Consider the following 13,879-nt stretch of genomic DNA (forward strand, 5'->3'; position numbering starts at 1 on the left):
CGGAGCCGAAACTACCAGCGGCAGGGAGCCGAAATTCCGGAAAGGGGATTTTTTTGATGAATCCTTTACGCCTCAATAATCAGGACACAGGTACCCTTTCAGGGCTCGAAGCGGTATCCCATGCCGGCTTCGGTGAGCAGGTGCCTGGGCCGGGCTGGATCGGCTTCCAGTTTGCGGCGGAGTTGTCCCATGTAGACACGCAGGTATTGGGTCTCACTCCCATATGCGGGACCCCAGATCTTTTTCAGCATCTGCTGCTGGGGGATAAGGCGGCCGGGGTTGCGGACCAGGAGCTGCAGAATGGCCCATTCCCGCGGGGTCAGACGCACCACTTCGCCGCCGCGGGTGACCTTCTGGTTGATCAGGTCAACGCTGAAGCCACCGGCCTCGACGACGCTCACCTGTTCGCCCCCGTCGGATGCTGTGAGGCGCCGTTCCGCGACACGCAGCCGTGCGAGGAGCTCGTCGAGGCCGAAGGGTTTGGTGACATAGTCATCCGCCCCGGCGTCCAGGGCTCGTACTTTGTCCTCGGATCCATGCCTGGCGGACAGCACGATGATGGGCGTGCCGGCCGTGCGGCGGACCTTGGTGATGACATCCACGCCGTTGATATCGGGCAGTCCAAGGTCAAGGACGATGAGGTCAGGATGGTGGTTTCCCACGTGCTGGAGGGCTGTCATTCCGTCGAGGGCAACCAGGACCTGATATCCCTCCGCCTGCAGGTTGACCTGGAGTGCGCGGAGCAGTTGCGGTTCGTCATCCACCACAAGGACTGTTCTCATGAGGCACTCTTGGATTCGTGGGCGGTTGGGCTCATCTTCCCAGGACCGGCAGGGGCGCCGGCGCCGGAAGAGAGGGGCAGGCGGATGATCATGGTGAGCCCGCCACCCGGGGTTGGTTCTGCCGTCAGCGTTCCGCCCATCGCTTCGGTGAAACCTTTGGCGACGGCCAAGCCAAGTCCGATCCCAAGGCCCTCCGGTGCGTCGTCGAGGCGCTGGAAAGGCTGGAACATGGCAATGACGTCGGCGGCCGGGACGCCCTGGCCGTGGTCCACAATCCGCAGCTCACCGCAGGGCCGCCCATCGACAGTGCCCGTTACGGAAGCGCTCGAGGGTCCCAGAATGACGACGTCGGAGTCGGGAGCGTATTTGAGGGCGTTCTCCACGATGTTGGCAATGACCCGCTCCAGCATGCCCAGGTCGGCGTCAACCGCCGGCATGTTCGGGGCCAGTTCCACGCGCAGGCGTCCCGCGGATATTCCCCGTAGTGAGTCTTCGATGGCGTCGCGCCAAGTGACCGGAGCGGTGTGGGGCGCGATGGCGTCGCTGGATATCCTGGACATGTCCAGTAAGTTGCCGATGAGCGCATCCAAGCGGTCCGAGTACGAGTCGATCGTCTGCAACATCTCGGCCTGAACCTCCTCGGGCAGCCGGGTGTGCTGCCGCTGGAGGGCGGTGACTGCCAGTTTGATTCCTGCCAGCGGTGTCCGAAGGTCATGGCTGACGGCACGCAAGATGGCAGTCCTGATCTTGTTCCCCTCGGCCAGCTTGGTTGTCTGCTCAAGGCTTCGCTTGAGCGCCTGCCGCTGTTGCAGCAGGAGAAGATGGGCCCCGTGGGCTGACAGCAGGCGGCGCTCTCCCGCTGTGAGGGTTCTGCCGGACACGACGATGGCAGTCAAGGGATCAGCCAGCTCGGTCGTTTCAGCACTCGAATCCGGGGTTCCCGGACGTAGGGGCGGAGCGTCGCCGGCATACGCTTTCAACTCCCACTCCTCCTGGCCGGCAGCGGCCCCTCTCGTGAACAGCCCGGCCGACCGGACGCGGAAGGTTTCACGGACTTTTTCAAGGAATGCCCCAACGGTGTCGTCGGCAAGGAGTGCACCCCTGGCCAAGTCGGCAAGGGTGGCGGCCTCGGCGCGGGACAGGGTGGCCTCATGCGACCGTTTGGCAGAGACACCCACCACCAATGACACCGCGACTGCCACACCGAGGAACACCACAAGGGCAAAGAGGTTCTGGGGATCATCGATGCTGAACGTCCCTACTGGACCCGTCTCAAAGTAATTGATCAAGAGAGAATCCAGAATGGCTGCAACCACTGCCGGCCAGAGGCCTCCGATGAACGCCACCGCGATCACGCCCGTCAGATGGACCAGCACATGCGTAGCAAGGTTCAGCTCCGGACCAAGGGACATCAACGCCGTGGCCAGGACCGGCAGAAGAACCGCCAGGACAAAACCCACGCCCGTTCTGGTCCGGCCCAGCAGTCCGGGCACCCGCCGTCGCAGCGACCGCGGTGCCCAGGGATGCGACACCATGTGGACATCAATGTCGCCGGAATCCCGCACCACCTTGGCGCCCACGCCCACGCCCCCGCCCAGGAACCCTTTGAAGCCGCGGGAAACGCCAACCACTATTTGGGTGGCGTTCACGTCGCGGGCAAACTCCAGCAGGCCGTCGGCCGGGTCATCAACGGCCACCGTGTGATAACTTCCGCCGAGTTCTGTGACCAGACGGTGCTGGATTTCCAGTTCCTGCCAAGATTCCGTTGCAGCACCGTTCGCACGGCGGGCATGAACCGCCAGCAGATCCCCGCCGCTGACCCTGGACAGGATCCTGGCTGCGCGGCGGACGAGCACTTCCCCCTCGGGACCTCCGCTGAGTCCGACAACCACTCGTTCGCGTGCGGGCCAGCTGGTGCGGATGCCCTCCACCTCCCGGTACTTCGAGAGTCCTTCATCCACCCTGTCGGCAAGCCAGATGAGGGCGATCTCCCGCAGCGCCGAGAGGTTTCCGAGCCTGAACTCGTTAGCGAGCGCGGTGTCGATCATGTCCGGTGGATACACCTTTCCTTCGGACAACCGCTGCCGCAACAACTCGGGAGAAACATCAACCAGCTCGATCTGGTCGGCCCTCCGCACCACGTCATCGGGCACCTGTTCCGGCCGTGGAACCTCCGTTATGGCGGACACAACATCGCCCAGCGACGTCAACTGCTGGATATCCACCGTTGAAAGGACGTCAATGCCGGCGGCCAGGAGCTCCTCCACGTCCTGCCAGCGCTTTTCGTTGCGGCTTTTGGGCATGTTGTTATGACCGTACTCATCAACGATTGCTACCTCCGGATGGCGGGCCAGGACGACGTCGACATCCATTTCCCGGAAGTGCGCATCCTGTTGCACACCCCCTCCCCCGGCGGCAGCGGCCGGTATGACCTCCAGCCCGGACAAAAGCTTTCGCGTCTGCGGGCGGCCCTTGTCATATGCGGTGGCCACCACAACATCCCGTCCGGCGGCCAGGAGCTGGTGGGCTTCCTGCAACATGGCATACGTTTTGCCGGCGCCTGGAGCCGCGCCCAGGAAAATGCGAAGAGAGCCCCGTGACATGCTCACAATTCTGTCAGCCCTGGCCTGCAGACGCGTCCGTTTCTACGGCCTGCGAAGGTTTGGGGGCCGTCGTCCCGGCACCGAAGCTGCCGAGCAGTTGCAGGGAATCGGCCGACGGCGATCCCGGCTTTGCGGAAAACACCCGCAGCACCTGATCCGGATCGTCCAGGCGTGCCAAATCTTCGAAGTTCAGTTCCAGGTCGCCCACGATCGGGTGGTGGAGGCGCACTACGCCGGCCGATCCTTTGGCCACCCGGTGCCCTGCCCACCACTGGCGGAAGTGCTCGCTGCGCACTGCGAGTTCGCCCACGAGCTGATTGGCCTGGGGATCGTTGGGGTGCCGTCCGACATCCGAGCGAAGAGTTCCCACGGCTTCGGATGCCACTGCCTTCCAGTCCCGGAAGAGCTCCCGCGCGGAGGGCTCAAGAATGAGCCAGCGGGTGAGGTTCCGCTCCGTTTCGGGCATGGCAGGGAAGTCGGCAAGCAACAGGAACGCAAGAGGGTTTCCGGCAAGAACATCGGTCCGGCGCCCCAGAACCAGGGCGGGCACATTTCCCACGGCGTCGAGAAGCTGCAGCAAGGCAGGCCGGACGCCCTGTGCCGGTATCGGCGAAGACTCCTCACAGTTTTCGAGAAGGTCAAGCATGTGCGCGTGTTCGCTGGGATTCAGCCTCAGCGCCCGGGCTACCGAATCCAGCACCGCCCGGGAGGGATGAATGTTCCTGCCCTGTTCCAGCCGGGTGTAGTAGTCCGTGCTGACATCGGCCAGGCGAGCGATCTCCTCGCGCCGGAGACCAGGCACACGCCGGGCGCTGGACGTCGCTCCTATTCCGGCTTGCTCCGGACTCAACCGTGACCGCATTGCCTTCAGGAACTTTCCAAACTCAGCGCTCTGACCCATGGTTTCCATTGTCCATGGGTCAGAGCGTGGTTTTCATACTTCGTGGCAACAACAGCTACCGACGGCGCAGGAACCAGACTGTCCCACCGCCAGCGCCAGCCCCCAGGAGCATAAGACCCGCTGCCATGGCGATCCACAGCCACAACGGCACTCCGTCGGGCGACGGTGCTAGGTCTCCAGTCGAAGCGGCGCCGGTACCCGGGCGGGTCCCGGTCATAACGGCTGCGCTAACCGGTGCTGCGTCTGCGGCAGGAGCAGCAAAAGCCCCAGCGGGCAGGCAGCCGGCCGTGGAAGTACCCGGCCCGGCTACAAGACCGGCAGTACGCTTCCCGGCCGCCGGAGCCTCGCCGTTCCCGCTGTTGCCAACGATGACAGTGACCACCTGCGTGTCCGAGCTGCGGCTGCCGTTCGCGAGTGTGGCTGACTGGGTCATGGTGAGTCTGTATTCACCGGCCGCGGGGAACGCCCAGGTGGCGTGCGCGTGGACGCCAACCGGCACTGAAAGGCTCCGCCCCGGGCTGAGGAGCTGGACGGGTTCTCCGAACGCGCCGAGTTCATAGATGGTCACAGCACCGGGGCCGCTTACGTTATCGAGCGACCAGGTCACGGGCCCCACCACATCGGACCCCAGCGATTGGGTGTTCCACCCCAGCCATGGAAGGCCTGCGGCCTGCGTCTGCGGCAACTGGTACACGATCGCTCCAGGTTCGCCGAGGAAGCCGAATGCGCCCTCCGGTATGCGGGTGGCAGCGCTGGCTCCCACATTCAGGACAACCTCGCCCGGCTCCCGCCAGGCCGGCACGGCGGTGGTTCCGTCCTTCAGAAAGGAGCGCAGGCGCCCGTCAATCACGCGGGTCGCGTAGTCCACGTGCCCGGCGGCGATCACTGCTGCGCCGGCCGCGATCCCGGCCCCGGCGGATGTGCTGGCCTTGCCAGTTTCGGATTCCTCCAGCCAACCGGGCAGGGCACCGCCCGCCTTCGCAGGCGCACCGGGCAGGCAGACCGTGCCGGGTCCCACGGGGCTGCCCGCAACCGCCCGGCCGCCTGCCGCACCTTGTGCAGCATCAGGCACCGCACTGGTAGAGACGATCGGCGCGGTTTTCACGCCGCCGTCGATTGTGTCGATGGACTTCCCCGCGAAACAGTCGCCGGGATCCACCGTCGATGCGTCCACTGACTCGCCCACGGTCCACGCGACGGTGAAGTCACTGCTGGCACCCGTGGCTGCAGTCCGATTGAACGCCATGCAGTACACCCCCGGGTGGGAGAACACCCACGTGCCATGCTGGTGGACGCCGGACGGAATGGTGAACTGGTTCGTACCGTCCGTGGTGTTGAACTTCATTGCAGCTGCGCCGAACGTGCCCAGCTGGTACAAGGCCATCTTCCCGGGTGCCGCACCCTCGCTGCCTGTGGTGCCAAGCTTCTTGAGCGTCCATGTCACGTCCCCGGCTTCTGGGACCTCTTCTGTGGACCAGCCGGGCCAGATGAGCCCTGCCTCCTCGCTTTGCCCCAGTACATAGGCAGTGGAGCCTTCGGTGCCGATGAACCCGAACGGCGAGCCAGCAGTGACAGGTCTGCGGGCTGCATCGCGGACCTGCAGGACGGTCTTGGCAGGGTCACGATAGACGACGGTGCCTTGGCTGGAGTCCTTAACCTGGGTGGTGAACATGCCGCCCAGCTGGCGGCTCGCCAGGTCAAGGTGCCCAGCACCGATGACGGTCACGTTGCTGGGCTGCGTGCCCGTGCCGGGATCCGGCGTCGGTTTGGGCGTTGGGGCCGGGGCCGGCCCGGTGCCGGTCCCGCCGGACGCGCAGGGTACGACGGCGACACGGTTGACGTAGTCAGGCTCCCCCGGCGTGGTGCTCCCTACCGCGATGGTGAGAGTCGTCGTCGTGCTCGAGGCTGCCCCCGTTACTTTAGGAACAGCCGAAAATGTGAGTGGGACACAGTACACGCCGGGCGCAGAGAAGCTCCACACCAGCATGTTGAGCGAGCGCGGGGCGAGGTCCGCTTGGGTCCGCCCCGCTGAGGTATCGGAGGACAGGACAGCGCCGGTCGAGCGCTCCGCCGTAACAGTTCCCGGCCCGATTACGGTGCCCAGGCTAACCCCGGCCTCCCCTACGATCCCCGCGGGGTCGAGCCGGTCCGTTGAAAAGCGCAGACCGGGCGCACCCCATGCGCCGTCGGGTCCGAAGACATAGTTGGTGCCATTGCGGACTGAGCTCGAGATGACGATCCGGCTTGGATCGACGTCCCGGGCAGACGCCGTGGTGGTGGTGTGAACGCGTGCGCCCACTGCAATTTTTCCTTCATCGAGACGGGGTTCCAGTGCCACGAGCCCGGTGTCCGCCACTTTGCGGTCGGGCTCCGTTACGGCCACAGGCTCCTTGCCGTGTGAGAGCGTGGCCAGGCCGTCGAGCCCGGCGGGACGGTCGCACGGGACCTGGTCCTTGGCCTTGGCAGGATCGCCGACCCAGACAGTCAGGCGGGCGTCCTGGCCCACGCGTGTGCCGTCACCCTTGAGCATCTTGGCGTTGATGGCCAGGCAGTATTTGCCCTCTGCAGTGAACGCCCACGTGAAGTGGCGGTGGTTAGCGGCTCCCACGGAAAGGCTCTGCGGCAGCCCGCTGCGCGTGGACCAAAGGAGCGACGACGGGTCGAAACGTTCGGTCACAGCCCGACTGTCGTAGAGGGCGAACGAACCGCCTGCGGGACCGCGGACCTCCATCAGGCTAAGGTCCTGTGACGAGTAGGGGCCCATAGATCCCGGCACGAAGTCCTGCCCGCTCACACCCGGCCAGAGATGTGTCGAGGAGTTGCCTCCTCCTTCGCTCCAGAACCAGAGAGGGCTGCCGGCTGGTGCTATCGCGGACAGGTCCGAGGCGGCGCTGGGTGAGGGAACTGTGGTTTGCTCGAGCCCGGAAGTAACAACGTCACGGAAGGGAATGCGGCCGTAGGTACCGGCGTCGATGAGCAGGGCAAGGGACCCGCCGTCGTTGGCCAGCGGGGCGCGGACGTCAACATGGCCAGTGGTGAAGACAGTCACCGGCTTCTCAGCGGGCCCGCCCGGGCCGGGGCCACCGTCACCTGGGACAGGATCAGGCCTGCCTCCGGCGCTGCACATTGGAACCGTCGCCGGAAGGTCCCCGGCCACCACCGTGTAAGTTGCCGTGCTCGGAGCGGGCTGGTTGCCGCTGCTGCGCAGGACGGGTGCCATCTCGATGGTGAGGCAATAGACGCCCGGAGCGCTGAAGCCGGCCTGGAGTGCGTAGATGGAGTTGTTCGGGCTCATGCCGAGCCGCGGTTGTGCGGGGTCAGAGCCGAGTGTGCGGGTGTCCCATCCTGCCGACGTCGCCACCCCGCCCGGGCCCCGCCCCGTCACCGTCGCGTGAGTGCCTTCAGGCGTGAAAGCCCCGGTCAGGGCCAGGTACCCGTTCGTGCTGGGTCTCAGGTCTGTTGTGGCCGTGGAGCGCCGGTTGATCTCCGGCTGCGCATCCGGAATCATGAAGTCAGCCTGCCCATTCAGCAAGTGGGTCTGGAGGAAGAGCCGCGCGTTCTGCCCTGTCGCGTAATCCACCGGCGTCAGCCCGGAGGTGCCTACTGTCCCGTCCAGGGCCATTCCTGGTGTGGTGTAGGTGCCATCGTCCGCGCGATCCGCGGCCGGGATGTTGAGGACCGCGCCTCCGGCCGGGAAAAACTGCTGGTTCCGGTAATCGCCGTTGAAACCGGAGCCCCAATGCTCCGTGTCCACACCGTAGCCCGGCGTGATCGTCTCAACGACAAGCGGGTTGCCCGCGAACGGGTTGATCTTGGGTGCGAGGCTCACGCGGCCGTGGTCGAGAACAGGAAGGTCGCCCGCGCTCGTGCGCACCGTCCGCAGCCCGGAGGACTCCGAGGATTCGCCCTGCTTTGCAGTTGCAGTCGGCCCGGTGGCGGCGTCAGGATCTGCGCCCACGGCTGGGTCTGTCGGGGTGAGCGGTTCAGACGCGGACGGCGCCGGCGTGCTCGAGTCGACGGAAGGCGCTGGGGCAGGAGCCGGGCTTGAAGGTTCAGGGGCGGGATCTGTGTCCGGTGTGGGAGTCGGGCCTGAAGGCTCGGTGGCCGGATCTGGGTCCGGGGCTGGAGCCGGGTCAACCGGTTCAGGCTCGGAAGCAGTGGACGTGGGCGGCGCGGGTGCAGGAGCCGGCTCGGTGGCCCACGCCGGGACCCCCGCGACGGAGCTGAGCAGCGCGGCGGTCAGGAGGACCACGGCGGAAGCGGTGCGGAGGGGTCTTAAGCGGGTCACGTTGTGGCTTTCCAGGGTGCGGGTGGGATTTGGGGCGGGATGCCCCGCGGGTGCCGGGATGAGAATCCCGGCACCCGCCGTCGACTATTTGGTGACGATCTTGTAGGTCAGAGGATCGGACGCAGCTACTTTGCCCTCAACGTTCGAGGCCTTGATGGTCACGTAGTAGGTACCCGCTGCGGAAAAGGTCCACTTCGGGTGGACGTGGAGCGCCTCGGGGGCCGTCACGTCTGCCACCCTCGCGGTGTGTGTGGTTCCCGAGGAAACAACGTTCTGGGTCGAATCAAACACAACGCTTACGCTGCCCGGGTTCCCGGACGCCGGGACAACGCTGTAGGCAATGCGGTCACCGTTGACGAGAACTCCCTCGGCGCCGATCCCCTCGGGTGCTTCCGAGCCGGACAGGGCGAAGCCCGCGAGGAGCTGGGACGGATTGGAGTCGTTGGCCTTGATAACCCACGAAGAGCCCTCACGCTGGGTCACCACGACGTCGACCACCGGTTCTTTGGTGGGCGACGCAGCAACCTGGGCAGCCGTGTAGTACGCGCCCGTGTACTCATGGTTGAGGCCCAGGATGAGCTTGTTTGCCGTGGGGTTGATGCTCGCGCGGGCAATGTCAGCATGCCCTTGTGAGACGTGGTAGGTCGCGGCACTAGCGGCCGGGACCCCGAATGCGAGGACGAGCGCCGCGACGCCGGCGGCCACTGACCCGGCAAGCCCCAGGGACCTGCGGGGCCTTACTGTCGCTGTGGGTGTGTGCGCTCCGGACGTTGAGGATGAGGAGACCGAAATGGAAGAGTGCAGCATGGGCACCTTTCTGGTGCGAGTGGTGTGCGGACGGTGGATGACCATCGTTATTGAGAATGATTCTCAAACAAGCTGGACCCTACTGGTTTACGCCGCCTTAGTCAATTCAGCCGGCTCAGACACTTGATCGGGCGGGTTCGGCGTCTTGCGGTGGACCAGACGCCAGAGGATTCCATGCCGGGGCGCCGCAGCCCATGCCGCGACGAACAGTCCGGTGGCCACGAGCACGATCGTCCCGCCGACGGGCAGGTCCCAGCTCCATGACACATAGAGGCCCACTGCTGCCGCGCCTCCTCCGATGAGCGGCGCGAGGAGCATCATGCGGCCCAGGCTGTCTGTGAGCAGGCGCGCGGTTGCGGCCGGTGTTATGAGGAGGGCGAGGACGAGGATGGTACCGATGGTCTGGAGAGAAAGGACCACCGCGATGGTCACGAGCACATAGAGTGCCATGTCGAGCCACATCACGGGCAGCCCCGACGCGCGCGCCATATCCCTGTCGATACTCACGGCCACGAACTCCTTGTGCAGCGCGGCCAGAACGCCGAGAACGAGGACCGTGCCTACGGCAACCGTGATGACGTCCTCATCCGGGATCCCCGTGATCGAGCCGAAGAGGAAGGACTCAAGCGAGCCGGAATATCCTGGCGCGCGGCTCACCACGACGATACCCAGAGCGAACGCCGCAGCGAAGAACACACCGATGACCGAATCCTCGCGCAGCCGGCGGTGCTGAGTGAACACTGCGATCAGGAGTGCCGTGACTACTCCCGCCACCGCTCCACCGAGGATCAGATTGCCTTGAAGGACGAACGCGACGGCGAGGCCCGGAAACACGGCATGTGAGACGGCATCGCCGATAAAGGCCATGCCCCGCAACACCACAAAGTTACCCACGATCCCGCAAAGTACTGACGAGGCGACAGCCACGAGCAGCGCACGCGGGAGGAAGGCGAGGTCCGGGTTAGCCAGATCGGCGAGGAAATCAGCGAAGGACATCAGGCACCCACCATTTCGGTCTGTTCGGCAGGCAGCACAGTGTTTGGCCCGGTTCCAAACCCTCGCCGGGAATGGGTTCCCAGCGAAGGTTGCGCACCAAAGGCCCGCATCCACCCGTCAGTCGCTACGACGTCGGCCGGCGTCCCGTCGGCCACGACGGTCCGGTTCACGAGGCACAGGCGCGTGCAATCCGCAACGGCGCCGGCCAGGTCATGGGTTGCCATCACTATGGCCGTTCCTTCGGAGGTCAGTTCCTCGAAGAGCCCGGTGAGAAGCTGTTGAGTAGGGATATCCAGCCCGGTGAACGGCTCGTCGAGCAGGAGACCCTGCGGCACCAGGGCCAGTGCGCGGGCCACCAGGACGCGTTGCTTCTGCCCACCAGAGAGCTCCCCCACCGTGCGGTGATGCAGATCGGCCAGCTGGACGCGGTCGAGCGCGGCGTTGACAGCGCGCCAGTCCTCGAGGCCGGGACGCCGCAGCCAGCCCAGGGCTGCAGTGCGGCCGGTCATAACGGCGTCCTCGACCGTGATGGGGAATTCCCACGCGAACTCGTGCTTCTGCGGCACGTAGCCGAGCCGCTGGCGGCTCCGGCCGATCCGCGCCGCGCTGACGTGCACATAACCCTTCGATGGCTTCACGAGCCCGAGGATCGAGCGCAGGAGCGTCGTCTTACCTGCGCCATTGGGGCCTACCAGTCCCACGAGTTCTCCGGCCCTGACCTGTAGATCCACGTCCGTGAGCACCTCCCGCCCGCTGAGTCGCACGGCAAGGTTCGCAACCTTGATAAGCGGGGCAGGAGGGCCAAGAACGCATCCTCCTGCGGCGGCATTTCCGGAAGCCAAGGCGCTCACGCCCGCGTCTCCCCGGCTTTGGCGGGCTCCCGTTCGGGCCCGCGGGCATGAACAAGCTCCGCCGCTGCGGCTGCCTTGGCGCGTCGTCCACGCACGGCCGCGACTGCGACGATCACCCCAATCGCGAGGATTCCGACGGCACCCACCCCCGTCATAGCGGCCGTCACCGCTTCTGCAGGAAGGCCGAACGGCCCCGTTCCCGCCAGTGTCGCAGCCTCGGCCCCGCCTTTGTTGCCCCTGGTTTCCGTCTTCCCCTCGGCTGCGGCGGGAACGGCGTCGAACACCGCCTGAGTGTCCGCTGAGTCGCCGACGGCGAAGCGCAGCACCTTCCGGTCCACCAAGGGTGTCCCGTCGGCGAGTTCGGCGGCGAATTCGACCGTGAGCAGGTACGTGCCCGGCTCCGTAAAGATCCAGTTCCCGTGAGTGTGGACGTTGGTGTCCATGAAGATATCCTGGAGCCCGGTTTCACGCGAATCCCACAGCACCTGCGGGGCCGTAAGGTTGCCGCTCTGGAGGTAGAGCAGGAGATCGCCGGGGCCCTCCACGTCCACGAGTGTGTAAGCAATCTGCCGCTTAACACCCTCAATCACGCCCGGATCCTGCGTGTTCCAACCGATCCAGACGACTCCTGGCATCTCCGTCTGGGGTACCACATGAACTGCCTGCCCCGCAGCCTTTCCGACGAACGCGTAGGCGGGGTCATCCGGCATGGTCAGTTCGGCGGTATCGCGAACGTGGAACACTACATCGTCCGTCTCACGCCACACTGATGGTTCGAGGGTGCCATCGCGAACCTGGACACGCCACGCACCGTCGACGAAGCGGGGAGCGAGGTCGACGTGCCCCCGGTCAACCACCACACGACCGTCCGGAGGCGCGGGGCTGGCAGCATGCGCAACAAGCGGCGTGCCCGGTGCAAGCAGGGCGGTCCCGCCGGCCAGACCGCTGGCGAGGACAGCCGCGAACAGCAAGGTGAGGAGATGTTTAATGCTTCTCATAGGTGGTGCTTTCCGGGTTGAGGCAGCGTGAGACGGAGTCTGCTGTGGCGCGCATCATCGCTGCATAGGTGGTGACGGTGGAGTCGAACGTGTCACCGTAGATCGGACAGACGGCCACGCCGGAATCCCGGGCGATCGAGGTCAATGCCGAGGTTCGGGTGAGAAGGTTTGGCTCGAGAAAGACGGCCGGGACCGCCAGGTTGCGGATGGTCTCGGTAAGCTTGCGACGGTCCTGGACGCTCGGCTGGACAACGGGACTTGGCGTGACAAAACCTGCGACTGTCAGGCCGTAGGCGTCCGCGAAGTAGGCGAAGGCGTCGTGGGTGGTTACGAGCTGTCGGCGCTCCCGCGGGATCGCACTCACGCTCGCGGCGATCTCGGCGTCGAGCGCATCAAGTTCGGCGGCGTAGCGGGCAGTATTGGCGTCGTATGTTGCTTTGCCATCCGGGTCGCGCAGCACCAGCGCATCCCGAATTGTCAGCGCGTATGCTTTCGCATTTTTGACGTTCTGCCACAAGTGTGGGTCAAGCTCGCCATGGACGTGTTTGCCAAGCACCGCCTGGGGCAACTGGTAGAGGCGGTCGCCGGGGCTGCCCAGAAAGCGGTAACCGGGTCCGCTGGGAATCTCCTGAATGGCTTTATTAGGGACCTCAATCACCGTCGATTGCGGATCATAGCTCACCCGATCGCCCTGCCGTCCGTGGACATCGCCGTAAAGATCGAGGTGGCCGGCGTCGAGGTCCACGGAGACATCGGCGTGGCCTCCCTCGAGGACGGTAACCGCATGCGGATCGACCCCGGGGTGCGCACGAGCCAGCGTCTTCGCCGCCGTCTCGGGCGCCACGCCGACCGCGAACGTGTACGTCGACTCCCCGACAGCCACCGGCGTAGCCCCGGCCTCCCCGCGGACAGCCGCGGCGAGCGTGAGCCGGTAGACACCGGGAGCTGTGAAGGCCCAGCTCATATGCGAGTGCGCGTTGGGCGGCAGAACGGCAGAATCGGCAGCGATCCGATCTGAGTCAATGAACATACGGCGGGCGCCGAGTGTCTCGGTGGTGTATGCGACTAGCCGGCCGGGCCCTTCGACCGCGGCCGCGCGGAGCTCGACGTCGGATCCGGCTGTCGCCCCAAGTGCCGCACCACTGCCCCGCGCCCGGATCCCGAGCCACACCGTATCCAGCGTGAGGTTCTCAATGAGGGGGATGACTTTGCCACCACGCTTGTCGGCCTCCTCGCCCAGCGTCACGTTGCCGACACCGGGACGCAGGTTCGCCGCCAGAGCCTTGATGATGCGGTGCTCCTCGAGGAGGAGTCCGTTCGAGAGCGCCAGATCCGCGTATGCGATGGAACGCACGTCGCGCAGAGTGGGCTCATAGGAGTGAACGCTCGCGCCTGGAGGCACGAGCGAGGTCACTACTGCCCGCTGCCCCGCTACATTTTGGGCGATATCAGCGATGATTCCCGTCGTCGCGATGACCTTTAGCCGCGGGTCCTGGACACTGAACTGCACGGGGGGCGCGCAACCCGTGAGGAGCAGACCCACAAGGACAGCGAGCACGGCGACCGGTGCGGCAGAGGCGTGGCGAGGTGAAAGGGCGATGAAGGGCACGGCTGCTTTCGGTCGAAGGGGAACTTCTCGACTCTAAAGCACAT

At 65.5% G+C, this 13,879-nt stretch carries 9 protein-coding genes; all 9 read right to left on the reverse strand.

Features of this window, described 5'->3' with window-relative positions; translation table 11 throughout:
• Positions 1 to 98: 98 nt before the first annotated feature.
• The 9 genes from RIN13_RS11160 to RIN13_RS11200 all read right to left on the reverse strand — a co-directional run bounded on the left by RIN13_RS11160 (position 99) and on the right by RIN13_RS11200 (position 13,835).
• Positions 99 to 782, reverse strand: coding sequence for a response regulator (locus RIN13_RS11160; protein ID WP_309107408.1), 684 nt, complete (start codon positions 780 to 782; stop codon positions 99 to 101).
• Positions 779 to 3,385 (reverse strand): DUF4118 domain-containing protein, encoded by a 2,607-nt coding sequence (locus RIN13_RS11165; protein ID WP_309107409.1) that lies wholly within the window; start codon positions 3,383 to 3,385, stop codon positions 779 to 781. Before RIN13_RS11165 ends, RIN13_RS11160 begins: the two co-directional genes overlap by 4 nt.
• 13 nt (positions 3,386 to 3,398) lie before the next feature.
• Complete coding sequence (locus RIN13_RS11170) at positions 3,399 to 4,286, reverse strand: helix-turn-helix transcriptional regulator (protein ID WP_309107410.1); 888 nt, start codon at positions 4,284 to 4,286, stop codon at positions 3,399 to 3,401.
• A gap of 55 nt (positions 4,287 to 4,341) precedes the next feature.
• Positions 4,342 to 8,574 carry a TIGR03773 family transporter-associated surface protein gene (locus RIN13_RS11175; protein ID WP_309107411.1) on the reverse strand — a complete coding sequence of 1,411 codons (4,233 nt, stop codon included), beginning with the start codon at positions 8,572 to 8,574 and terminating at the stop codon, positions 4,342 to 4,344.
• 84 nt (positions 8,575 to 8,658) lie between these two features.
• Entirely contained in the window at positions 8,659 to 9,381 is a 723-nt protein-coding gene (locus RIN13_RS11180) for a TIGR03769 domain-containing protein (protein WP_309107412.1), read from the reverse strand.
• A gap of 87 nt (positions 9,382 to 9,468) precedes the next feature.
• Positions 9,469 to 10,377, reverse strand: coding sequence for an anchored repeat-type ABC transporter permease subunit (locus RIN13_RS11185; protein ID WP_309052762.1), 909 nt, complete (start codon positions 10,375 to 10,377; stop codon positions 9,469 to 9,471).
• The gene (locus RIN13_RS11190) at positions 10,377 to 11,228 is read right to left on the reverse strand and encodes an anchored repeat-type ABC transporter ATP-binding subunit (RefSeq protein WP_309107413.1); all 852 of its coding nucleotides are present in this window, start codon (positions 11,226 to 11,228) and stop codon (positions 10,377 to 10,379) included. The genes RIN13_RS11185 and RIN13_RS11190 overlap by 1 nt, the downstream gene beginning before the upstream one ends.
• Complete coding sequence (locus RIN13_RS11195; RefSeq protein ID WP_309107414.1) at positions 11,225 to 12,226, reverse strand: choice-of-anchor M domain-containing protein; 1,002 nt, start codon at positions 12,224 to 12,226, stop codon at positions 11,225 to 11,227. The genes RIN13_RS11190 and RIN13_RS11195 overlap by 4 nt, the downstream gene beginning before the upstream one ends.
• Entirely contained in the window at positions 12,213 to 13,835 is a 1,623-nt protein-coding gene (locus RIN13_RS11200) for an anchored repeat ABC transporter, substrate-binding protein (protein WP_309107415.1), read from the reverse strand. The genes RIN13_RS11195 and RIN13_RS11200 overlap by 14 nt, the downstream gene beginning before the upstream one ends.
• Between the last annotated feature and the right edge of the window lie 44 nt (positions 13,836 to 13,879).

This window comes from Arthrobacter sp. (assembly GCF_031179985.1).
In the GTDB taxonomy this organism is placed as follows: domain Bacteria; phylum Actinomycetota; class Actinomycetes; order Actinomycetales; family Micrococcaceae; genus Arthrobacter.

Bases quoted from the DNA above. Each gene is read 5' to 3' on its own strand.
- RIN13_RS11185 (WP_309052762.1), bottom strand. From the start codon at position 10,377: ATGTCCTTCGCTGATTTCCTCGCCGATCTGGCTAACCCGGACCTCGCC.
- RIN13_RS11195 (WP_309107414.1), bottom strand. From the start codon at position 12,226: ATGAGAAGCATTAAACATCTCCTCACCTTGCTGTTCGCGGCTGTCCTC.
- RIN13_RS11170 (WP_309107410.1), bottom strand. From the start codon at position 4,286: ATGGGTCAGAGCGCTGAGTTTGGAAAGTTCCTGAAGGCAATGCGGTCA.
- RIN13_RS11165 (WP_309107409.1), bottom strand. From the start codon at position 3,385: ATGTCACGGGGCTCTCTTCGCATTTTCCTGGGCGCGGCTCCAGGCGCC.
- RIN13_RS11180 (WP_309107412.1), bottom strand. From the start codon at position 9,381: ATGCTGCACTCTTCCATTTCGGTCTCCTCATCCTCAACGTCCGGAGCG.
- RIN13_RS11160 (WP_309107408.1), bottom strand. From the start codon at position 782: ATGAGAACAGTCCTTGTGGTGGATGACGAACCGCAACTGCTCCGCGCA.